This is a genomic window from Methylobacterium sp. 13MFTsu3.1M2 (assembly GCF_900112625.1).
Lineage (GTDB): Bacteria > Pseudomonadota > Alphaproteobacteria > Rhizobiales > Beijerinckiaceae > Methylobacterium.
Genome location: NZ_FOMM01000032.1, coordinates 41,163 through 61,738, shown reverse-complemented (window position 1 = coordinate 61,738; position 20,576 = coordinate 41,163). Strand labels below are relative to the sequence as shown.

The 20,576-nt window shown below is 70.8% G+C and carries 22 protein-coding genes; 12 read left to right on the top strand and 10 right to left on the bottom strand.

The features are described from left to right. The first annotated feature begins 146 nt into the window (after positions 1-146). The gene (locus BM314_RS26145; protein ID WP_020095904.1) at positions 147-473 is read left to right on the top strand and encodes a helix-turn-helix domain-containing protein; all 327 of its coding nucleotides are present in this window, start codon (positions 147-149) and stop codon (positions 471-473) included. A gap of 85 nt (positions 474-558) precedes the next feature. On the opposite strand, the gene BM314_RS26140 is transcribed toward BM314_RS26145, so the two are convergent. Beyond that, positions 559-813, bottom strand: a complete 255-nt coding sequence (locus BM314_RS26140; protein WP_091981261.1) for a hypothetical protein — start codon at positions 811-813, stop codon at positions 559-561. Positions 814-1,251: 438 nt separating this feature from the next. Here BM314_RS26140 and BM314_RS26135 point away from each other — a divergent pair, with 438 nt between their 5' ends. The 5 genes from BM314_RS26135 to BM314_RS26120 all read left to right on the top strand — a co-directional run bounded on the left by BM314_RS26135 (position 1,252) and on the right by BM314_RS26120 (position 5,239). After that, on the top strand, positions 1,252-1,941 hold the full coding sequence (locus tag BM314_RS26135) for a sigma-70 family RNA polymerase sigma factor (protein WP_244492314.1): 690 nt from the start codon (positions 1,252-1,254) through the stop codon (positions 1,939-1,941). Positions 1,942-2,676: 735 nt separating this feature from the next. Then, positions 2,677-2,901, top strand: a complete 225-nt coding sequence (locus BM314_RS26130; protein WP_020095907.1) for a hypothetical protein — start codon at positions 2,677-2,679, stop codon at positions 2,899-2,901. 181 nt (positions 2,902-3,082) lie between these two features. After that, positions 3,083-4,213: a plasmid replication protein RepC gene (gene repC, locus BM314_RS26125; protein ID WP_091981259.1), complete on the top strand. Its 1,131-nt coding sequence runs from the start codon at positions 3,083-3,085 to the stop codon at positions 4,211-4,213. 158 nt (positions 4,214-4,371) lie between these two features. After that, the gene (locus tag BM314_RS30760) at positions 4,372-4,548 is read left to right on the top strand and encodes a hypothetical protein (protein WP_020095909.1); all 177 of its coding nucleotides are present in this window, start codon (positions 4,372-4,374) and stop codon (positions 4,546-4,548) included. Positions 4,549-4,834: 286 nt separating this feature from the next. Further along, complete coding sequence (locus BM314_RS26120) at positions 4,835-5,239, top strand: response regulator (RefSeq protein WP_020095910.1); 405 nt, start codon at positions 4,835-4,837, stop codon at positions 5,237-5,239. Positions 5,240-5,311: 72 nt separating this feature from the next. Here BM314_RS26120 and BM314_RS26115 read toward each other — a convergent pair whose 3' ends face one another. From BM314_RS26115 to BM314_RS30755, 5 genes are all read right to left on the bottom strand, one after another. Then, the gene (locus tag BM314_RS26115) at positions 5,312-5,524 is read right to left on the bottom strand and encodes a hypothetical protein (protein ID WP_020095911.1); all 213 of its coding nucleotides are present in this window, start codon (positions 5,522-5,524) and stop codon (positions 5,312-5,314) included. Between the two features lie 218 nt (positions 5,525-5,742). After that, positions 5,743-6,003: a hypothetical protein gene (locus BM314_RS26110; RefSeq protein WP_026605355.1), complete on the bottom strand. Its 261-nt coding sequence runs from the start codon at positions 6,001-6,003 to the stop codon at positions 5,743-5,745. A gap of 322 nt (positions 6,004-6,325) precedes the next feature. Next, positions 6,326-6,724 carry a DoxX family protein gene (locus BM314_RS26105; RefSeq protein ID WP_091981257.1) on the bottom strand — a complete coding sequence of 133 codons (399 nt, stop codon included), beginning with the start codon at positions 6,722-6,724 and terminating at the stop codon, positions 6,326-6,328. A 37-nt stretch (positions 6,725-6,761) separates the two neighbouring features. Next, positions 6,762-6,893 carry a hypothetical protein gene (locus tag BM314_RS31305; protein ID WP_280142571.1) on the bottom strand — a complete coding sequence of 44 codons (132 nt, stop codon included), beginning with the start codon at positions 6,891-6,893 and terminating at the stop codon, positions 6,762-6,764. A 536-nt stretch (positions 6,894-7,429) separates the two neighbouring features. After that, complete coding sequence (locus BM314_RS30755; RefSeq protein WP_170868188.1) at positions 7,430-7,567, bottom strand: hypothetical protein; 138 nt, start codon at positions 7,565-7,567, stop codon at positions 7,430-7,432. Positions 7,568-8,088: 521 nt separating this feature from the next. On the opposite strand from BM314_RS30755, the gene BM314_RS26090 reads away from it, so the two are divergent. The 3 genes from BM314_RS26090 to BM314_RS26080 all read left to right on the top strand — a co-directional run bounded on the left by BM314_RS26090 (position 8,089) and on the right by BM314_RS26080 (position 11,088). Next, the gene (locus tag BM314_RS26090) at positions 8,089-8,343 is read left to right on the top strand and encodes a hypothetical protein (RefSeq protein ID WP_026605357.1); all 255 of its coding nucleotides are present in this window, start codon (positions 8,089-8,091) and stop codon (positions 8,341-8,343) included. 181 nt (positions 8,344-8,524) lie between these two features. Beyond that, positions 8,525-8,956, top strand: coding sequence for a hypothetical protein (locus BM314_RS26085; RefSeq protein ID WP_244535047.1), 432 nt, complete (start codon positions 8,525-8,527; stop codon positions 8,954-8,956). Positions 8,957-9,123: 167 nt separating this feature from the next. Then, positions 9,124-11,088 carry an alpha/beta hydrolase domain-containing protein gene (locus BM314_RS26080; protein WP_091981253.1) on the top strand — a complete coding sequence of 655 codons (1,965 nt, stop codon included), beginning with the start codon at positions 9,124-9,126 and terminating at the stop codon, positions 11,086-11,088. Positions 11,089-11,145: 57 nt separating this feature from the next. On the opposite strand, the gene BM314_RS26075 is transcribed toward BM314_RS26080, so the two are convergent. The 3 genes from BM314_RS26075 to BM314_RS26065 all read right to left on the bottom strand — a co-directional run bounded on the left by BM314_RS26075 (position 11,146) and on the right by BM314_RS26065 (position 14,666). Continuing rightward, positions 11,146-12,327, bottom strand: a complete 1,182-nt coding sequence (locus tag BM314_RS26075; protein WP_091981251.1) for a serine hydrolase domain-containing protein — start codon at positions 12,325-12,327, stop codon at positions 11,146-11,148. Between the two features lie 221 nt (positions 12,328-12,548). Next, the gene (locus tag BM314_RS26070; protein WP_056524301.1) at positions 12,549-14,120 is read right to left on the bottom strand and encodes an ABC transporter substrate-binding protein; all 1,572 of its coding nucleotides are present in this window, start codon (positions 14,118-14,120) and stop codon (positions 12,549-12,551) included. A gap of 219 nt (positions 14,121-14,339) precedes the next feature. Further along, on the bottom strand, positions 14,340-14,666 hold the full coding sequence (locus BM314_RS26065) for a hypothetical protein (RefSeq protein ID WP_210187356.1): 327 nt from the start codon (positions 14,664-14,666) through the stop codon (positions 14,340-14,342). Between the two features lie 860 nt (positions 14,667-15,526). On the opposite strand from BM314_RS26065, the gene BM314_RS26060 reads away from it, so the two are divergent. The 3 genes from BM314_RS26060 to BM314_RS26050 all read left to right on the top strand — a co-directional run bounded on the left by BM314_RS26060 (position 15,527) and on the right by BM314_RS26050 (position 19,537). Continuing rightward, positions 15,527-16,426 carry a LysR family transcriptional regulator gene (locus tag BM314_RS26060; protein WP_091981246.1) on the top strand — a complete coding sequence of 300 codons (900 nt, stop codon included), beginning with the start codon at positions 15,527-15,529 and terminating at the stop codon, positions 16,424-16,426. A gap of 227 nt (positions 16,427-16,653) precedes the next feature. Next, entirely contained in the window at positions 16,654-18,105 is a 1,452-nt protein-coding gene (aspA, locus tag BM314_RS26055) for an aspartate ammonia-lyase (protein WP_091981245.1), read from the top strand. 82 nt (positions 18,106-18,187) lie between these two features. Beyond that, positions 18,188-19,537 carry a dicarboxylate/amino acid:cation symporter gene (locus tag BM314_RS26050; protein WP_056524126.1) on the top strand — a complete coding sequence of 450 codons (1,350 nt, stop codon included), beginning with the start codon at positions 18,188-18,190 and terminating at the stop codon, positions 19,535-19,537. A 151-nt stretch (positions 19,538-19,688) separates the two neighbouring features. Here BM314_RS26050 and BM314_RS26045 read toward each other — a convergent pair whose 3' ends face one another. Further along, positions 19,689-20,534: an aspartate dehydrogenase gene (locus BM314_RS26045; RefSeq protein ID WP_091981243.1), complete on the bottom strand. Its 846-nt coding sequence runs from the start codon at positions 20,532-20,534 to the stop codon at positions 19,689-19,691. Positions 20,535-20,576 lie beyond the last annotated feature (42 nt).

Genomic DNA, 20,576 nt, shown 5'->3' with positions numbered 1-20,576 from the left:
GCCAAGCAACGGGATCCGTTCGGGGAGGACGCGGGGACGACGGGTGCCGCCGCGCATCTGGACAGCGCGGCTCCGTCCCAGCTATATGGTGTTTGCTGTATAAGCGCCGCGCCGAGTGGCTTCGGTCGGCAGGAAGGTGAAACCCCGTGTATGCCCATCAGCAACGCCTGGACTCCGAGGAGGTGCTGGAGCTGCGTCGGGAGGGGGGACGGTATCTGAAGGAACTGCGGGAGGCGCGCGGCCTGTCGCAACGACAGCTCGCAGCTCTTGTCGGTGCGGATTACTACACCTTCATCTCGCAGCTGGAGACCGGGCGCGGTCGTATTCCTCCGGATCGGTACCGCGCGTGGGCCGAGGCGCTGGCGATCGAGCCGAGAGCGTTCGTCCGGAACGTGATGCGCTTCTACGACCCGATCACCCACGAGATCCTGTTCGGCGATCGGAGCGCGGAGCCTGAGGGCAACGAGGCGTAGGCCGTCGACGCTCTCAGGGCCCGGATCGTTCGGATGCGCGAGGCGCGCGGGACGGCTCCAGCCTGGAGACGACCGCCCGCGCAGCTCAGGAGGTGGAGTGATCCGCACCGTCCACCGTCTGTGATCCGAGGGGCGAGGGGTCGTCAGACGTCACGTCGGCGGCCGATACGGGCGCGCCGATCGCCGCCATCAGCATTCGCAATCCCTCGATCCACGTATCGGCCTCGGTCCGCGAGATGCACCCGCTGCGGCGAAAGATTTTGCCGGACTCCAGCTTGACAACAACGTCGAAGTGGCCGTCCGGCCTGTCCGTGATCCAGTATTCGACATTCTGAGGCATCGACGCTGCCCAATAGATCCTCACCTGGCCGGCAACAGCCGCCCCGCCCACGCAGCTCGCAGTCTGACGGCGAACGCGCGCCTCTCGCCGACGTGACTCGTTCACCTCGATCCGTTGTTCCTCGCTCGGCCTCAGACCACGTCGGGGTTCACCTGCGCGCGCGATGATCTTCGGCTCCTTCTCGGTTCAACATGTCCGCCCCCCAGGGACGGAAGCGTGGCCCAACGCGTAGGCCGCGGAGAACGATCCGCCGCTTGCGGGGTTAGATGTTCACTGTACAGTCAGGTGGCGGGTCCTATCTGGAGGGGTGGACGCTCGATGACGCGCGTGGTCGGGCCACTCCCGCCGGATGGCCCGCTGCAGATCGCCGGTTCGTCAGGCGGGGTTCACGGCGGCCCGAGATCGGTTCGTGCGGCGAGCGCTTTGAGAGGACGTGAGTTGACGGACACGCTGGTTGCTCAAGACGGCGGAGTCGATCGGCCGAGCCGACAGGACCCTCCGGAACCCGCGATTCTGCCCACCGGTGTGCGGGATCATCTCGGCCTGCAGCTGCGCGCCGCCTACGAGGCCGTGACACGGGCACAGACACCGCCGCGTCTGCTGGACCTCGTCGCGCGGCTCGATGCAGCGCTGGAGGGGCCGCGCCAGGACGATGCCACCGCGTTTCGCGAGGGCCTGACCGAAACGCTGCCCGGCCTGCGCGCCTTCGCCCTCTCGCTCGTCGGCGATGCCTCGCGCGCCGACGATCTGGTCCAAGAGACTGTGCTCCGAGCCTGGGCGCGCCAGGACCTATTCATCCCAGGTTCGAACCTGAAGGCGTGGCTCTGCACCATCCTGCGCAACCAGTTCTACACCGAGTGCCGCAAGCGAAAGCGCGAGATCGAGGACGTGAACGGTGCCGCCGCGGCGCAGCTCACGGCGCCCGCAGCCCAGGAGCACGGGTCCGATCTGCAGATCGTCTGGTCCCATATCGGCAAGCTGCCGGAACTGCAGCGTGAGGCCCTGCTCCTCGTGGGGGCCCAAGGCCTGACCTACGAGGCTGCCGCGGAGGTGATGGGCTGTCAGACCGGGACCGTGAAGAGCCGGGTGAGCCGCGCCCGGGCCTTGCTCGTCGCGCATCTCGCCTGAGACGGGTATCCTGACCGAGGGCGGATTTTCCACGCTCGACGGCCCCTGCATGGTTGAGACAGGTGCCCATCCGCGCTCCGCCCTGGGGCGAGTCCCGACGGGCGACGACCTGGGAACGTTCCCCCGCCGTCCTTGCCGGTGTCGAACCTCGACGGCTCGACCATCCTTGTCGGACGGATAGCCCGGGCAGAGAGACGAGGTCGGGCGCGCGACACGCTCGAAGGCCGGGGAAAGGCCAGGCGCAGGCCGGCAAAGCCGTCTCGGCCCCTATCGCGATCGCGAAACCGCCGCGAAACGCCCTCCCCCATCGCGCTTCAAGCCGCACGAGCGTGTCGCGAGCAGCGACTGCACCACGCAGCCGCCATCGTCGATGGACTACGCGGCGGTTCAGCCCCGCGCTTCCGCAAGGTTCGGGCCCGTCCCGGTCGCTGCCGCCGCAGCAGGCCGCTCGTCCCGGTCCGAGCCAGAGATCATCCCCGGGCACCTCGACGGACGCTCCGCCTCCACGCGTCGCCCGTGTCGCACGAAGGTCGGCCGTGGCGTCACCGACCATTGGGCAGCGCCGCGTCTGGCATCCTCGCCGCGGAGGCTCTCGGCGCGGTCTCCGGTGCCGCCGCGGAACAGGTCGCCCTTAACGAACTCACCCATCCCCGTACGAATCCGGGTCGCCGCTGGACTCACTTTGCAGAATCGGTCCACATGAACAGTCACGTTGGCAGAATCGGGCGGGGACCGATGACCGCAGAGGAACGGCTGGCTGAGCTGAAGGCGGCGGACACGCGCCGTCAGACACGTCGCAGGGAGGCTCTGAAGCAGAAGGGCATGACCCAGCAGAACGTGTGGCTGAAGCCGTCGGTCAAGGCCGTCATCGACCAGGCGATCCAGAACGGTCGGTTCAGGAGCCGTACCGAGGCGATCGAGTGGGCGCTCGCGTCTGCCTTCGAGGAGAAGTCGGCATGATGTAACGGGCAAAGCAGAAGGCCCCGAGGCGGGAACCTCGAGGCCTTTGGACCTGACATACCCTGGGATGGGGCGCGACAGGCGATTCGCACCCCCTTTATGCCCCCTCCCCCAGGCCGTCGTCAAGAACACCCTTCGGGGTGAACGGTCCCGCTTTGCCTCCTGAGAGGAGGCGGACGAGGTGGAGACAGTTCATTCCGGTGGCCGGCCGCTCACGCGCGCTGCGCTCGCCGGCCGGAGACGTGCGCTCGAAGACGGGCGGACGGTCTCGCGCAGGGAGCTCTCGGCCGCGGGCCGAGACGCGGCCAAGGCCCTGAACCTGCGCCCTGCCCTGCGTTCGATCCTCTCGGCGCTCTGCGCCGTGTGGGGTGAGCAGGATTGGGAACGCCTGGTGGTGTGGCCCTCGAACGAGCACCTGTGCGGGATGACCGGGCTGTCGGAGCGCGCGCTCCGCTACGGCCTGCGCGACCTCGTGGCCCTGGAGGTCATCACACCTCGGGACAGCGCGAACGGCAAGCGTTTCGCCATCCGCGGGCCGGGCGGCGCCGTCATCGACGCGTACGGTTTCGACCTGACTCCCATCGTCGCCCGGAAGGGAGAATGGGCGACCGCGATCATGGAAGCCACCGCGAGGGGCGCTCAGCGAAGCCGCGCGTTCGATCTCCTGACCGTTCGTCGCCGCGCGGTGTCGGAGGCCCTCGCCGCCCTGCGCGCCCGCTTCCCGGCGACGGATGCTGCCGATCTGCTCGCGGCGCAGGAGGCCCTGGAGCGCAGCACGCCGAGGAGACGCGCTTCCGGCATGGGCCCTGACGTCGTTCTCGACGCTTGGGGAGAACTGCAAGTCATGGCGGAGGATCGTTTCTATCAAGCCGCCTCTGCCGGCAATTCCGGCCGCCACACAGAACAAGACACCGGATCTCCTACCGATCCTTGTGCAAAGGCTCCCGAGAAGGAGCCTGAGCCGACCCGTAGGCCCGAACCGTCACTCGTCGCGGCTGCTTGCCCTGTCGCTGCCGAATTCGGCGTCACCCTCAGAACGGAAGCGGATGTCATCGAGATCGGCCGGCTGATGCGGGGCGGGATCGGCGCGCATCCGTCGGCCTGGAGCGAGGCTTGCGAAGCCCTCGGTCCGTTCCGGGCCTCGGTGCTCGTGCTGATCGTCGCGCAGCTCCACGACGACGACGTGCGCCGGGGTGAGATCCGCATCAAGAACCCAGGCGGCTACTTCCGGCAGCTCGTCCGCCTGTGTTCCGAAGGTCGCTACGGGCTCGAAGCCGAGCTCATGGCGATGCGCAGGAGGAAGATGACGTGACCTCGGGCGAACGTCACCCGCCCCGGACCGCGGAGCCCTGCAGATGCGCCACGCCGCGGCAGCGAATCCGGACCCCCGGATCCTGACCGATGTAGGTAGCCTCCGGATCCCGGAACTCACGCTACGCTTGCGCGGCCATTGAACATGGGAGGCTTGCGGTGAAGGTGTTTCAGATCCGGCACGAGGTGACGGGCGCCATCCTCTGGACGGGCTCGGCGCCTGACCCGCTCGCTGCCCTCGACGCCATGGCGCACGAGGCGGGGTATTACGATCATTCCGATATCCCCGACCATCTCCGGGCCGGTGGACTCGCCATTGAGGAGATCCGGGTCTAGCGCGCCGACAACCACGCGAAGAGTCCGATCCCTGCGGGCGCCGGGCAGGCGCCCTCGCTTCACGGAAGACCGCCGCGGTGACGTGTCGGTGAGCGATACCGGATTGGTCAGGCGCCTGCAGTGCCGTTCCGCCAGGAGGCCGGGCAGGTTCCGCGGCACCCGGCGCTCTCGGTGCAGAGGGGTTCGGCGCGTGATCGCCCCGAACCCGGTCCCCATCGGACAGGTTTGTGTGGGACGCAATCGGGATCAACTGCGTTACTGCGGCGACGAAGTGTGGAGATCCAGGATGGCAGACGCCGTCGCGTCGCAACGCGCTGTTCTGATTGTCGAGGACAATCCCGTGCAGCTCATGGATGCGGCTGCAGCCCTTCGCGACGCGGGATACGAGGTCGCGGAGGCCGCCACTGTCGAAGCCGCCCAGGCTCATCTGGCGGCCCGTCCCGAACTTGTGGCCATGGTCGCGGACGTGGACTTGGCAGGCGAGCCCTTGAGTGGCTTCACCCTGGCCAAAGCCGTCGCGGCGCGCTGGCCCGAATTGGCGATCCTGATCGTGTCGGGTGTGGCTTGGCCGGCCGAGGAGCAGATGCCGATGGGCGCTCGCTACCTGCGCAAACCGTTCACACCGGAGGGGCTGGCCGGCGCGCTGGGGGCTGTGCTGGCGGCGCGGGGCGTAGGGTCCGTGCCGCATTGACGGTGGCCAGCCCAGCGTGCGCCGGCGCGGGAGAGCCGCGCCGGCGCACGCTGGGACGCATCACGGCGAGGTTCAGGTCCCGCTGTCGCCGGCGCTGGCGTCGTCGCTACCGTCGAGCAGCCAGTCCGGTATCCCGGGAAGCACTTCCCCGGCGACCTCACCGGCGGTCTTCAGGGCCCGCTCCACTTTCGCTTCCGAGTACTCGCCGCGGACCTCGGCGAACAGCTCGCGCGCCAGACGGTCCAGCTCCTCGTCCGAGAGCGTCTGGTCCGGCTCGTCCCTCATGCGTGCAGGCCCCCCCAAGCATCGGCCGTCCTGCGCCACCGACCCCGTCACGGGGCGGGAGCGCGTCCGGTGTCACCACCCGTGAGCCGATACGCAACGCGGCCCGCCATCACGGTGCCTGGGCCCGGTTAGGGGATCGTCACCGGCGGGGGACCGAAGATGTCCCAGGCTGACGCTGACGCCGCCGATCCTTCCGTCGCGGTGATCGGCCACCCGCCTCAGTCCACGCCGCAGGCGAGGAGATCGCGCCTGCGCTGCTCGGACGTCTCTCGGGCCTCGTCCTGCCAGCTGGCCTCTGGCGGGTCTCGGTCGGCCTTCACCGGTCGCTCGCCAGGCAGGTACAGACTGCGGGGATCACCGGGCAACGCGCCCGTCGTCTCGGGGTCCCGGTCGCAATCCCGAGCCGGCTGATCGGCCAGGGCGAGCGCGGGACCCGCGCACACGACGACGGCCACGGCGAACGCGAGCAACTTTCTCATGGGGGTCCCGATGGGCCAGGCCCGGCGCATGTACCGCGTCGCCGGTAGGGCCGGAGGGCTTAACGGCGGTTCGCGATGGTCGCCACACCCGTGTCGGCACGGCAGACATGCGTGACCGTCGCCGCAGATCGATCGGCGCCCGGGGACGATTTCCACGTCGCCGGCACCGAGCCGCGGCGGCCGGGCGTGGTGTCCGGACTGCCGCGTGCCCGTCACTCCGCTCGCGGCCGCGCCGGTCAAGGCTCGAACCGACGAGCCCCCACTGCGCCCCCACTGCGCCCCCGCGCGGACGTGAATGGCCGAATCCGCCCTGTCGGAACGGTCAGGCCTGCCGCATCTCCGTGTCGCTGCCGGACGGCAGAAGCTCGGACCGGCGCGCGTGAGCGACGCCGCCCAGCAGGAGGAGAAGCACGAAGGCGGGAAGCGGCATCAGAACGGGGTCGCCCGCGAGGAGATGGCTGCCGACCGCGCCGGCCATGAGCACGGCGAGAAGACCGGCGCCGAGGGCGACGCAACCGGGCGTCCAGAGGAGCACCGCGCCGAGGAGTTGCAGGGCGCCGACCACGTCCATGAACCACAGCGGGTAGCCGAAGCGGACGAAGCCCTCGACCTCGAACGGCACAGCGGCGAACTTCATGCCGGCGGCCACCAGGAACACCGCGGTCAACAGGCCTCGCAGCGCCACGCTGCCGACACTCCGCCTATCCCGAACCCGAGCCATCCCCACACCACTCCCTGCAGGCATCACTCTCGGCGGATCAGACGAAGTGCGTCGGCAGCGCCGCGGTCAGGGCGATCTGGAGGACGGCGAGCGCCAAGCCAGTCAGCATCGACCAAGCCACGATGTGGTCGGTGACGGTCATGCCCTTGGTCATCATCTTGGTGGCCATCGGTGGTTGCCTCATCCGTGCAGCCGTGGATCGGCTGTCCCAGGACGGTCATATGGCCAAGCTGGATTGCGCCGTTATTGCTTCGATTATTGCGTTGGATTGCACCAAATCAGTTGAGACGCCGTTCTCGGTGAGCGATCCACGGCGCCACGCGCGATCGCCGGCACGCCTCCGGGATGCGCCGCGACGCCATGGCCGCGCGGCGACTGACCGCCGCCGGCCACATCGTCGGCTACATGCCGGGGTGAGGCCGTCCTCGCCCACGCTGGCCCGGAGCGCCGTCAGTTTGCCGCCGTCCCGCTCGGCGGTGACGAAGACCTTCGCGTCGGGACGGATCGCCGACGGATCGACTGGCTCATAGGCGACGATCGGTGTCTCAGGCGACACCGCCACGGTCTCCGACGCGCCGCCCCCGTAAGCCTCCGCGGCGGGGACCCGACAACCCGGGAAGACGGGCGCGGCGCTCGGCGACGCCCGGGGTCCAGCCCGCCCGTCCGCGGGCGCGACGACGGTGCTGTCGGGAGGACGCTGCCGATTCAGGCGTCCGCGTCGGCGCGTCCGTCCCACGCGTCGAGGCGCGACGGCGCCATCGGTGCCGCGGCGGCGATCCCGAGCCGGGTCGCGGCAGCCGCAGCGGCGATGATGAGGCCGATGAAGAGCAATGGTTCGAGCATGGCCGTGCCCTCAGCTATGGGCCCGCGCGGCGAGATGGCGGCGCGCCGAACGGTGGCGGGCACGCGCATTGTGCTGCCGCCGCATCTGTTCTTGGAGGATCTCGTCTTCGTGCCGAGGGAAAACTGTGATCGCGGTCGATTGCGGGACACGCAGACCGTCCTCACGCTGCGGATAGATTGGTTTCATGACCGCTCCCCCGTATTACCTACGTAGAAGCTTAACCGTTCTTTAACCGATTGCAACCCGGTGGCAGGGTCGGGTTCCGACGGCGCCGGCGCGCGCTGGAGATCCTTCTCCCTCGGGTAGTCCGCCCTGATCGCCGCGGCGACGCGCCTTCCCTCACCAGCCCGGGCACTGGCCGCATTTCGGGCCCGACGGCTCCGGTCCCGGCAGACCCCCCGATCTCAGAGGCCGGGCGGCTGCTGATCCGGGCCGGGGAACTACCTCAGGCACGGTTGCCGCCTATGTCATCTGACCGGGAGCCGCCGTCGGACTGACTTTGATCGTGGAGGACGCAACGATGCCGCCCAAGCTGACCAAGACCATCATCGGAGCCGTTATCGCCGTCGCGCTCGCCGCTGCAGTCTCCTACGGAGTCATCAGCCAGCAGACGGCCGACAAGATCCAGACTCAGGCGAACCAGACCCTGCAGAACGATCAGGCGCCGGCCAGCACCGGTCAGCAGCCGCCGCCTCCGCCTCAGAACTCGATCCCGCAGGCACCCGCACAGCCGGGGGCGTCGCCGCAGAACCCCGCGCCGGCACCGCGTCAGTGAGCGAATCCGGGCGCGTCGATGGTGGGTCCGCAACGTCGAGCACGCCCCGGGATCGGCCCGGGTCACTGGCATCGGGGTCGACGGCACATCCTCCCCTGTCGGCGATGACCTGAAGCCGCGGCAACGAGATCGCGGCCCTGTTCGAGCAGAATACTTCGGAGATACGGCGGTCATCGCGGAGGTGCCCTTGGCAAAACCGTTTGCCACGCTGCTGCTCGCAGCAGCCGTCTCTGTTCTGTCAGATCTGCCGGCGCGATCTCAGGTCGCGCCCGTCAACAACTGGGCTGAGTTCCGCGAGGCGATGGCGGCGTGCTGGACGGTGCCGCCCGGCACGGAGGGATCCCTGATTGCCTACCGGTTCGGCCTCGACAAGACGGGTGCCATCCGGGGCAAGCCGCTCATCACCGCGCGGCGACTGGTCGGCGACCAGGACGCGCACCGTCGCTACGAGGAGGCGGCATCCGCTGTGCTGGCACGCTGCTTCCCGCTCAAGGTGACACAGGCGTTCGGCGCGATCCTCGGCGAGAGCCCGATCTATCTGCGGTTGGTCAACACGAAGCCGACGGCCGCCTACCAGATCAACAGCAACGTGACGATCTTCGCGCCTCGCTAGGCTGCCCCTCGCGGATGCTCGCCTTGCCCGCCCGGGGGCCTCCCGAGACCGGCTGACAGGCGGTCCGGGAACGCAATGCCTTCGCGGGCAGCGCGCTCGACGGCCCGTTCCATCTGTGTTTGCTGACACGGCCGGCCAGGAGAACGAGCCGCGCGGGAGGGGGGACCATGCGGACCGGTTGGGTTCTTGCCGGCGCGCTCGGCTGCGCGCTCGGCGTCACGCCGGCACAGGCGCGGATCACTCAGATCGAGGTCGTCACCGTCGAGCCGTTCGCCGACGGCGCTGAATTCGGACCTGCCGGCGCGTACGAGCGGGTCATCGGTGCCGCCCGCGGCGAGCTCGATCCGGCAGATCCGGCCAATGCCGGCATCGTCGACATCGCGCTGGCGCCGCGCAATGCGCGCGGCATGGTCGAATACAGGACCGACCTGTTCATCCTGCGCCCGAAGAACCCTGCCCGCGGCAGCGGTACGCTGCTGTTCGAGGTGCTGAACCGCGGCCGCAAGTTCCTCTTCAACTGGGTGCTGGACGCGCCGGCCCAAGGGGCCCAGGCCGTCAACGATCCGCGCAACGCCGTCGACGCCGGAACCGGCCTCGTCCTGCGTCGCGGCGACACGATCGTCTGGTCGGGCTGGGAGGCGGACGCGCTGCGCCAGCAGGGCGGCATGGCCATCGACGTGCCGGTCGCCTCCAGGAACGGCAAGCCGATCGTGGAGATCGTGCGCGACGAACTCGTGAGCGCGACGCGCGGGCCGCCAGAGGCGCCCTTCTATCTCACCTTCAAGGCGGCCAGCCAGGACAAGGCCGGCACGCAGCTGACCGTGCGCCGCCGGGCGGCCGACCCGCCTCGGCCGGTTCCGGAGGAGGCGTGGCACTACGCGACGCCGCGGCAACTCGAGCTCCTGCCCAAGGGAACGAAGCCGCTGCCGGGCTCGATCTACCAGTTCACCTACCGCGCCACCGAGCCGAAGGTGCTCGGCATCGGCTTCGCCGCGACGCGCGACGTGGTCGCCTACCTGCGCGGCGATGCCGCCGGTGGCGCCAACCCGGCGGGCGGAGCGATCCGGCACGCGGTCGCGCTCGGCATCTCCCAGAGCGGGCGGTACCTGCGCGACTTCATCGCCCAGGGCTTCAATCGCGACGAGGCCGGGCGCCGGGTCTTCGACGGCGTGCTGTCGCACATCGCGGGGATCGGCGGCGTCTTCCTGAACGCGCGCTTCGGCCAACCGTCCCGCACCAACACGCAGCACGAGGACCATCTCTATCCGGAGAATGCCTTCCCGTTCTCCGCGGCGGCTCAGCACGACCCGGTGACGGGACGGACCGGCGCGCTGCTGCGCGACGACGGCTTCGACCCGTTGCTGATCGAGGTGAACACCGGCACCGAGTACTGGCAGAAGGGTGCCTCGCTGCTGGCGACGGATCCCCTGGGCCGCACCGACCTGGCCTTGCCCGACACGACACGCGTCTACTTGGTCTCGAGCGGCTTCCACTACGGGCGCGCCGGACTGACCTCGAGCAGAGGCCCCTGCGCCAACATGCGCAGCACCCTCAATCCGGCGCCTGCCCTCCGGGCGCTTCTCGTCGCACTCGAGGACTGGGTGACGCTCGGCACGCCCCCGCCCGACAGCCGGATCCCGCGCCTGTCGGACGGCACGCTGGTGGAGCCGGCCGAAGCCGGCTATCCCTTCATCGTCGGTGTGCCGGTCCCGACCGCCCCGAACACGATCGCCCGCTTCAGCACCTACGTCGATCCCAAGCCCGAGAGCGGGCCGCAGTACCGGCCGCTCGTGCCCCGCGTCGACGCGGATGGCAACGACGTGGCAGGCATTCGCCTGCCGGCCGTCGCCGCACCGCGCGCGACCTTCACGGGCTGGAATCTCTACGCCGATCCCTTCCCGGCGGGGGCCCTCTGCGACCGGGAGGGGAGCCAGCTTCCGTTCGCCCGGACCCGGGCGGAGCGGGAGGCCAACGGGGATCCGCGGCCCTCGCTGGAGGAGCGCTACCCGGATCCGAATGCCTACCTGGCTGCCGTGACCAAGTCCGTGGACGCGCTGGTTCGGGATCGCCTGCTCCTGCGCGAGGACGGCGACCGCCTTGTCCAGGCGGCGCGGCAGGAGTCCGCGCCATGACCGCTCCGGATTCGGTCGTGCCGCCGGCGTAGACATGCGTCGGGCGGACCTTGTCCCTCAGGGAGACGTCTCGGACAGTCGACGGTCTTCCAGGGCGGCGTAGACCATGGTGCGGGTCAGCGTGCGGTAGTGCTGGCGCTGGTCGGCCGAGGAGGTCTGCATCATCAGGAGCGCGAAGAACCCCTCTACAGGGTCAACCCAGAAGTATGTGCCTCCGACGCCGCTCCAGAACCAGTCGCCGACATTGCCGGGGAACGGCGCCTCGCCCGCCGCGAGGCGGACCGCCACGCCCAGCCCGAAGCCGTAGCCCGGCCCCGGCGGATAGTAGGCGGCCTTCGCGATCGCCGCCCCGAGATGATCCGAGGTCATGAGCCGCACGCTGGCCGGCGCCAGGACGCGCGCGCCGTCGAGACTGCCGCCGGCGAGAAGCATGCGCAGGAAGCGGGCGCAGTCCGCCGTGCTCGATACGAGGCCGCCATTGCCCCTCTGGCCGCGCCGCGGCTGCGCGGGATCGTGAAAGACAGGGCGCTGCCCCGGTGCTTGCGGCAGCGGCTGCGCGACGCGTGATCCCATCGCGGCCGAGATCTGGAACAGCGTGTCGGCCATGCCGAGCGGCTCGAGCACGGTCGCGTCGAGGACCCGCTGCAGATCCGCGCCGCCGGCGATCTCCAGGACGCGGCCGAGCACGTCGGTGGCGTGCGAGTAGTGCCACACCGTGCCGGGCTCGTGCTCCAGCGGCAGGCGGGCGATCCGTTCGGCGAACGCCGCGTTGTCGAGATCCTCGGCGAGCAGGCCGTCGGCCGCGTAGGCGCGCCGCGCCGGCCCGTCGCCGAGATAGCCGTAGGCGATCCCGGCGGTGTGGCGCAGGAGATCCTGAACGGTCGGCCTGGCCCTGGCGGGCCTGAGGCCGCCGTCCGGATCGAGCACCGACAGGTGCTCGAAGGCGGGAATGAACGCCGCCACGGGCTGATCGAGGCGCAGGGCGCCGCGCTCGGCGAGCACCATGGCCGCGGCGGAGACGACGACCTTGGTCATGGAGTAGATGCGCCAGAGCGCGTCTGGCCCGAGGGGCGCGCGCGCGACGCGGTCGCGGTAGCCGACGGTGCGTCGCCAGATCGCCCCGTCCGCGCCGCCGACGAGCATGTCGGCCCCGGCGATCGCGCCGCTGTCGACATCGGCCGTCAGGCGGTCGCCGAGGCGGTCGAGGTGGCGGGAGGAGAAGACTGGCGCAGTCCGCATGGCACCGATGTAGCGCGCGCCACCGCGCCCGCATCGCCGCGGCCGCGAAAGGCCGGACGGCGACGCGCATCGGCTCCGGTGTCCTCGGGGCGCCGCGCGCCGGGGCGACGGTCCGGCCCGGCGAAGGATGGCGCGCCACGTAAGGACCGGGCGCGGCTCTAAGCCTCTGTTTCGACGCGCTTGCTTGCGCCGGACCGGTATCCACTTCGGTGCAGAGCGCTCTAGGCCGGCCTGACGTCGTAGAATTGCGGGAAGCCGTTGCGCACGCCCGTCAGGCCCCGATAGGCCGTCGCCTCGTAATAGGCGCCGAGCGGCAGGTACGGCACGTCGATGAAGAACTGTCGCTGGATCTCGGCGCAGATCGCCTTCTGCGCCGCAGAATCGGGCGCGGTGAACCACGCGGCGCGCAGCTCCTCGAGACGGGGCGCGCGGGGCCATCCGAACCAGGCCTGGTCGCCGTTGCCGCGGATGCCGAGCTGGCCGGCGGGATCGAAGTTGTTGGTGCCGTTCAGGTAGGTGACGAAGGTGCTCCAGCCGCCCTTGTCCGGGGGCTGGCGGCTCGCCCGGCGCTGCACCAGGGTCCCCCAGTCCATCGCGACGAGGTCCACGGCGAGGCCGCATTTCTGGAAGGCTTCGGCCGCGACGAGGGCCAGGGGATGGGTGGCCGGGTAATCGGTCGGGTCGAGCATGACGACGCGCTCGCCCCGGTAGCCGGCCTCCGCCAGGGCGCGCCTGACCGCGGCGTAGTCGCGGGGGCCGACCAGCCCGTCGGTGCCCGCGCGCGTCGCCATCGGCGCCTCGGGGCTGAAGACGCCGACATGGTCCTTCCACAAGGCGCGCTCGTCGCCCGCGACCGCGCTCATGAACTCGGTCTGGTCGATGGCGCCGAGCAGCGCCCGGCGGATCGCGGGATTGTCGAAGGGCGGATGCAGGTGGTTGAAGCGCAGGCAGCCGATGCCGCCGGCCGGATCGAGCACCTCCAGCCGGATCCCCGATCTGCTCCTGAGCAGCGCCTGCAGATCCGGCGTCGGGTTCTGCCACCAGTCGACCTCGCCGGCCGCCAGCGCGCTCGCGGCGGTGGAGGCGTCGGGCACGATCCGCCACTCGATCCGCTCGAAATGGGCCCGCTTCGGTCCGGCGGTGAAGCTCGCCGCGCCGTCCGGGCGGGGCACGTAGCCGTCGAAGCGCTCGTAGACGGTGAGCGCCCCCGGGACGCGCTCGTCCGCCTTGAAGCGGAACGGGCCCGAGCCGACCATCTCGGTGACCTGCGTGTTCGGGTCGGTCTTCGCCAGGCGCTCCGGCATGATGCAGGGCATCGAGGTGCCGGTCTTGCCCAGAGCCGCGGGCAGCAGCGGGAACGGCCGCTTGAGGCGGAACTGCACGACGCGGTCGGAGGTCGCCGCGAGTTCGTCGGTGGCGTCGATCAGCGCCCGGCCGAAGGCGTCGCGGGCGGCGAAGCGGCGCACGCTCGCCACCGCGTCGCGCGCCAGCACCGGCGCGCCGTCGTGGAAGCGCAGGCCCTCGCGCAGGGTCAGGCGCCAGAGGCGGCCATCCGCCTCGACGGCGTGGCCCTCGACCATCTGCGGCTGGAACTCGTAGCCCGCGGTCTGGCCGTAGAGGGTGTCGAAGACGAGGTAGCCGTGGTTGCGCGTCACGGTCGCCGTCGTCCAGATCGGGTCGATCACCGCGACGTCGCTTTCCGGGATGAAGCGCAGGACCTTGGCGGGCTGCGCGACGGCGGGCCGCGCGACCGCGGCGGCGGCCAGGGCGGCGAGGACCTCGCGGCGCCTCATCGGCGAGCGCTCGTGCTGGATGCCATCGGAGACCGTGCGCCCGTCACCCTCGTCGCGTCGCATGGTGCCCTCGGAGAGGCTGCGAGGCAAACGCGGGGCCGCGCCCCGCCGCGTCAGCGGGCGGTGCTCGGGGCACAGAGGCGGGGCAACTCGCGCCGCGAGCCCCCTGGACGACCCCGCATCCGCCGGGCCGGAGCCTCCGTCCCGGCGCCTCGGGCCCTAGCGCTCGCGGTCGGCCCCGGAATCGGCCTGTTCGGGCGCGGTCATCTCCGGCGTCAGCAGACCGAGTTCGATCAAGAAGGCCGAAGTCGGTTCCAAGTAGACGCCGATCTGGATCGCATCCGGGTCCGAATGCGGCGTCACATAGGTGCGCCTCTCGTACAGCTCGGACTCGCCGCTCGCCAACAGGTCCAGCAACGCGCACCGGCGCATCCAAGAGATGATCCCGCGCGCGTAGGCGTCTTCGACCAGCTTGAATCCGCCGATCACGGCGTGTTCGAAATCGGGATCCGTTCGGATCACGACTCTGCGGGGTGTTTCCTGCATGTGTGTCCTGCGACGCTCTCGGATCGCGGCCAGCCGGCTCATGCTGATCTTGCGGCCGGCCGCCGAGGCTGACCCAGACTCGGACCAGTCCTGTCCAGGCGCAGAGCCCGCGCGGGCGTTTCCGTCGCCATCATTTGTGGTGCTCGGTGCTCGACCGAAGGACGTAGCACCCTGTCGCGGGCCGCCGCGCCCGCGGCTGAGGCCCCGCGGTCACATCGCTGCGCCGTGTCGTTCGATGTGCCGCACGCCTGCACGATTGCCGCGGAGCCGCCGGAGGGGCCGTTCGGTCGGGCGCTCCCCGAGCCGGCCGCGGTCCGAGCCGGCGGCCACGGCGACCCCGTCGCTCCGGCAACGCCGCCAGCGCGGGTGCTCCGGAACACGCCGGGCCTGAAAGCTTGAGCCTACATCGGGATCACACCGCGACGACAGTCGCGAGCCCGATGGAGACGACGATGACCTGGACGAACCGCATCACCGTAGCCGCGACCCTCATCGGCGGCGCGATCGCGCTGGTGACTTACGCGCAGGCCCTGAGTCTGCCGACGCACTTCGCCTGAGCCCGCCTGCCGGGGGAGCGCCCCGCGCCGCTCCTCCGACGCCGTCGTGACGGCCACCGTCGCGTTGAGACTTATCGCGCAGCCCACGATCGGGCCGCCTCGCTTCGTCCGAGGCGCGCCTGGCGGACCGCTCTGAGCCGCTCCGGGCCGCGCCGTCGGCGCGCGCGGTTCTCGGCAGGATCGGCCACGATCGCCCAGGATCGGGCGCCGGACCGCGTCGGCGCGGACGCGCCCGCCCCGCTTGCCGGGCCCGCCCTTTCGGCGTTTCAAGGCCGTGACCCCTGGAACGTGGCCCGGCCGGCGATGGAACTGAAGTGGATCGAGGACTTCCTCAGCCTCGCCGAGACCCGTAGCTTCTCACGCTCGGCCGAGGCGCGGCACGTCACGCAATCGGCGTTCAGCCGCCGCATCCGCTCCCTGGAGGTCTGGCTCGGCACGGCCTTGCTCGACCGCAGCACCTACCCGATCACCCTCACGGCGGACGGGCGCCACTTCCTCGAGACCGCCGAGGAGGTGGTGCGCCTCCTCACCCTCAGCCGCGCCGACTTCCGCAACCGCAGCGATCGGTCGAGCCTGCCCGTCGTCGCCATCACGGCCCTGCATTCGCTCTGTCTCTCCTTCCTGCCGCGCTGGCTCGGCGCGCTCCGGGGCGAGCTCGGTGCGATGAGCAGCCGCGTGCTGCCGGAGAACTTCAACATCTGCCTCCAGGCCCTGGTCGAGGGCGGCTACGACCTCATGCTGACCTATCACCATCCGGGCATCCCGATCCCGCTCGGGCCCGATCGCTTTCCCTGCCTCGTCGTGGGCCAGGACAGCCTCGTGGCCGTGGCGGCGCCGGCGGATCTCCCCCGCGACCGGGAAGGCCGCCTGCCGCTCCTGCAATATTCCCGCGGCTCCTTCCTGGGCCGGCTCGCCGCCATCGCCCAGGCCCGGGAGGGCGCGCCCGCGACCTATCCGGTCCACACGAACGAGAACTCGATGGCCGAGGCCCTGCGGTCGATGGCGCTCGCGGGACACGGGGTCGCGTGGCTGCCGAGGAGCCTCGTGGCCGGCGAGATCGCGGCGGGCGCGCTCGCCATCGTCAGCCCCGAGATGTCGATGGAGATCCGACTGTACCGCAGCGCGGAGCGGGCCCGGCCGTTCTTGGAGGCCGTCTGGTCGGCCGCCGCCGCGGATTCGAAGAACTATTCCGGTTCGGAATAGTTCTGGTCGCAACTAGCATTGGCGGCCCGCCGGCACCGGGACTATCAGACGCCGGCCGGTCAGGCGCGGCCGCCCGTGAGGGCGGGGCGACTGGCGGCGACCCTTCATCGCGCACCGTCGAGAGCGTCGACGCCCCCTCACGCGGGCCGGTCACTCACGCGCAATCGTCCGCCCAACCGTCCTGCCCTACGGCGCGCCGGATCGCTTCCGCGCGCGAGGAGAGAGCCGTGTCCGAGATCGCTTCCGCCGCCGCCACCCGCACCGAGCACGACCTCCTGGGCGACCGCGAGGTTCCGCAGGCGGCCTACTGGGGCATCCATACCCTGCGCGCGGTCGAGAACTTCCCGATCACCGGCACTACGCTGGCCACCTGCCCGGACCTGATCCGGGCGCTCGCGGCGATCAAGCAGGCGGCGGCGCTCGCCAACCGGGAACTCGGCCTGCTCGACGCGGCGCGCTGCGACGCGATCGTGGCGGCCTGCGAGGAGATCCGGGCCGGCGGCCTGCACGATCAGTTCGTGGTCGATCTCATCCAGGGCGGGGCCGGGACCTCGACCAACATGAACGCCAACGAGGTCGTGGCCAACCGCGCGCTCGAACTGCTCGGCCACGCCCGCGGCGCCTACGGGCAGCTGCACCCGAACGAGCACGTCAACATGGGCCAGAGCACCAACGACGTGTACCCGACGGCCCTCAAGATCGCCGGCATCGGCGCGATCCGTCGGCTCGTCGCCGCGATGGCGTCGCTGCGCGGCAGCTTCGAGGCCAAGGCCGCCGAGTTCTCGGACGTGCTCAAGATGGGCCGCACCCAGCTGCAGGACGCGGTGCCCATGACGCTCGGCCAGGAATTCGGCACCTACGCGCGTATGCTCGGCGAGGACGAGGCCCGGCTGGGCGAGGCCGAGCTGCTGATCCGCGAGATCAACATGGGCGCCACCGCGATCGGGACCGGCATCACCGCGCATCCCCTCTACGCGGCCGCGGTCCGCGCGCGGCTGTCCGAGATCACCGGCATCCCGCTCGTCACGGCCGACGATCTGGTCGAGGCAACCCAGGATTGCGGCGCCTTCGTGCAGGTGTCCGGCGTCCTCAAACGGGTGGCCGTGAAGCTGTCCAAGACCTGCAACGACCTGCGCCTGCTCTCCAGCGGTCCGCGCGCGGGCTTCGGCGAGATCAACCTGCCGGCCCGGCAGGCCGGCTCCTCGATCATGCCCGGCAAGGTCAATCCGGTGATCCCCGAGGTGGTGAACCAAGTGGCGTTCGAGGTGATCGGCAATGACGTGACGATCAGCTTCGCGGCCGAGGCCGGCCAGCTGCAGCTCAACGCCTTCGAGCCCGTGATCGCCTACAGCCTGTTCCGCAGCTTCGCGCATCTCGAAGCCGCCTGCCGCACGCTCGATCTCCACTGCGTGCGGGGCATCACCGCCAACCGCGAACGGCTGCGCGCCAGCGTCGAGCACTCGATCGGGATCGTGACCGCGCTCAACCCCTATATCGGCTACCGCAACGCGACGGCCGTCGCCATGGAGGCGCACGCGACCGGTCGCGGCGTCTACGACCTCGTGCTCGAGAAGGGGCTGATGGCCCGCGCGCAGCTCGACGCGGTCCTCCGGCCCGAGCGGCTGACCCGCCCGCAAGCCCCCGATCCGGTCATCGCCCGGGCCGTCGCCGGGGCCTGATCCAGAATCCGGGATCCGCGCCCGCGACGCCAGCGGTCGGATCCCGCACGCCGAACAACACGATCCCATGGGAGGACAACGGATGACGCACGCCGATACGGACCCGGATTCCACGACATCGCGCTCGGGCCGGCTCACGCTCTATACCGGGCTCGGGCTGGCACTCGGCATCCTCGTCGGCGCCGTCCTGCACGGACTGGCGGCCGGACCCGACGAGGCCAAGGCGTTCGCGGCGCACTTCACCCTCGCGACCGACATCTTCCTGCGTCTGATCAAGATGATCATCGCGCCGCTCGTGTTCGCCACCATCGTGGCCGGCATCGCGAGCTTCGGCGACGCCCGCTCGGTCGGCCGGGTCGCCGCGCTGGCCATGGGCTGGTTCGTCACCGCCTCGGTCGTCTCGCTCACCCTCGGGCTCCTGACCGCGAACCTGTTCCAGCCGGGCGCGGGCCTGGGCCTGCCGCTGCCCGACGCGGGGGCGCAGACCGGCCTGAAGGCCGCCTCGCTGAACCTGCGCGACTTCCTCGTCCACGTCTTCCCGACCAGCATCGTCTCGGCCATGGCCGGCAACGAGGTGCTGCAGATCCTGGTCTTCTCGATCTTCTTCGGCTTCGGTCTCAGCACGATCGACCGGCGCTACAGCGAGCCGATGGTGCAGCTTCTCGACGGCCTCGCCCGCGTGATGTTCAGGGTCACCGACACGGTGATGCGGCTCGCGCCGATCGCCGTCTTCGCGGCCATCGCGGCGGTCGTCACCGTCCAAGGGCTCGGCGTCCTTCTCGATTACGGCAAGTTCATCGCCAGCTTCTACGCGGGCCTGTCCCTGCTCTGGCTGCTGCTGATCGGTGCCGGCTGGGCCGTGCTGGGCCGCCGCGTGGTGGAGCTGCTGCGCCTGCTGCGCGCCCCGATGATCCTCGCCTTCTCGACGGCGAGCAGCGAGGCCGCCTTCCCGCGCACCGTCGAGGTGCTGGAGCGCTTCGGGGTGCGCCCGCGCGTGACGGGGTTCGTGCTGCCGCTCGGGTACTCGTTCAACCTCGACGGCTCGATGATGTACCAGGCCATGGCCGCCCTGTTCATCGCCCAGGCGTTCGGGATTCACATGGGCTTCGGCGAGCAGCTGACGATGCTGCTCGTCATGATGGTGACGAGCAAGGGCATCGCCGGCGTGCCGCGGGCCTCGTTGGTCGTGGTGGCCGCCACCGTGCCGATGTTCGGTCTCCCGGCCGCCGGCATCCTGCTGATCATGGGCATCGACCAGATCCTCGACATGGGGCGCACCGTCACGAACGTCCTCGGTAACGGGCTCGCCACCGCGGCGGTCGCCAAGTGGCGGGGTGAGATCGCGGGCGGCGTCCGGGAGGTGAGCGCGGAGCCCGCGGGGCCGCGCCTCGACCTCGCCGCGCGGCCCGCGGCCGGCGCCGCCCGCGCTTGACGGCGCCGCCGTGGCCCGCTCGATGGCGGACGGGATCGCGCCGCTCGCCGCTGTCACGGACCGCTCCGGGCTCTGAGAGGCGACCGCGCCCGGGCACCGCTCCGGGCGCGGGGGCGCGGCGGCAGGGGCCGTGCCGGCCGGGTCCGGTCTGTCAGGTTCCGACCCGGAGCGGGGCTGTGAGCTTGCGCAGGTAGGCGATGGCCGACAGGGCCGTGATGCGGCCCGTACGGGGGTTCTCGTCGGTCGGGACGTTCTCGATCGTCATCGCGAAGCGCGCGGCGTCGGCCTCCACCTCGATGCGGTGCGTGTTGCGCTCCAGGCCGGGGTCGGCCCAGATCTCGAGCTCGGTCCGGTCGGGACCGATGCCGGCCAGCGAGAGCGCGACCGCGACGTTGAGATTCGCCGGGAAGCCGCGGGCCGCCTCGCGGGGGCTGCCGGCGAAGATGCGCATCGGCTCGGTGATGCCGCCGATCTCGATGCCGTTCTCCGCGAGGTAGGGGGCGCCGACGAGGCCGCGCACGGGCTTGCGGGTGATCATCCGCACCGTGCGGATGGTGCCCTCCGCGGCGGCCGTCACGGCGTCGAGGCCGAGCAGCGCGCCGGTCGGGACGACGATCTGACCGCCGTGGGCGCGGGCCGTCGCCACGAGGTCCTCGTGATCGAGGAGCGCGCCGCAGCTCAGCACGATCGCGGTCTTCCCCGCCGCCACGAAGGGCCGCACGATCGCCGGGAGATGCTGGGACGGCGCGCATTCCAGCACGATGTCGGCCCGCGGCTCCAGGGCGTCGAACGCGGTGACGACCTCCGGCGGCTCCGCGAGCGCCGCGAGGGCGGCCCGGGCTCTCGCGGCATCGCGAACCGCGACGGCGGTCAGCCTCAGCCCCGATATGGCGCCCGCATCGAGCGCGCGCGCCACGGCCAGCCCGACGGTGCCGAGGCCGGCGATCGCGATGCGACCGCCGCGGATGGGCGACCTCGGGGCTTCCTGCAGCGGCATGTCGGGTATCCGTTCATCGGGGCCGGAGCGGCCGACCGCGCC

Bases quoted from the DNA above. Each gene is read 5' to 3' on its own strand.
- BM314_RS26140 (WP_091981261.1), bottom strand. From the start codon at position 813: ATGCCTCAGAATGTCGAATACTGGATCACGGACAGGCCGGACGGCCAC.
- BM314_RS26130 (WP_020095907.1), top strand. From the start codon at position 2,677: ATGACCGCAGAGGAACGGCTGGCTGAGCTGAAGGCGGCGGACACGCGC.
- BM314_RS26120 (WP_020095910.1), top strand. From the start codon at position 4,835: ATGGCAGACGCCGTCGCGTCGCAACGCGCTGTTCTGATTGTCGAGGAC.
- BM314_RS26115 (WP_020095911.1), bottom strand. From the start codon at position 5,524: ATGAGGGACGAGCCGGACCAGACGCTCTCGGACGAGGAGCTGGACCGT.
- BM314_RS26110 (WP_026605355.1), bottom strand. From the start codon at position 6,003: ATGAGAAAGTTGCTCGCGTTCGCCGTGGCCGTCGTCGTGTGCGCGGGT.
- BM314_RS26105 (WP_091981257.1), bottom strand. From the start codon at position 6,724: ATGGCTCGGGTTCGGGATAGGCGGAGTGTCGGCAGCGTGGCGCTGCGA.
- BM314_RS31305 (WP_280142571.1), bottom strand. From the start codon at position 6,893: ATGGCCACCAAGATGATGACCAAGGGCATGACCGTCACCGACCACATC.
- BM314_RS30755 (WP_170868188.1), bottom strand. From the start codon at position 7,567: ATGCTCGAACCATTGCTCTTCATCGGCCTCATCATCGCCGCTGCGGCT.
- BM314_RS26090 (WP_026605357.1), top strand. From the start codon at position 8,089: ATGCCGCCCAAGCTGACCAAGACCATCATCGGAGCCGTTATCGCCGTC.
- BM314_RS26080 (WP_091981253.1), top strand. From the start codon at position 9,124: ATGCGGACCGGTTGGGTTCTTGCCGGCGCGCTCGGCTGCGCGCTCGGC.
- BM314_RS26075 (WP_091981251.1), bottom strand. From the start codon at position 12,327: ATGCGGACTGCGCCAGTCTTCTCCTCCCGCCACCTCGACCGCCTCGGC.
- BM314_RS26070 (WP_056524301.1), bottom strand. From the start codon at position 14,120: ATGAGGCGCCGCGAGGTCCTCGCCGCCCTGGCCGCCGCCGCGGTCGCG.
- BM314_RS26065 (WP_210187356.1), bottom strand. From the start codon at position 14,666: ATGCAGGAAACACCCCGCAGAGTCGTGATCCGAACGGATCCCGATTTC.
- BM314_RS26060 (WP_091981246.1), top strand. From the start codon at position 15,527: ATGGAACTGAAGTGGATCGAGGACTTCCTCAGCCTCGCCGAGACCCGT.
- BM314_RS26050 (WP_056524126.1), top strand. From the start codon at position 18,188: ATGACGCACGCCGATACGGACCCGGATTCCACGACATCGCGCTCGGGC.
- BM314_RS26045 (WP_091981243.1), bottom strand. From the start codon at position 20,534: ATGCCGCTGCAGGAAGCCCCGAGGTCGCCCATCCGCGGCGGTCGCATC.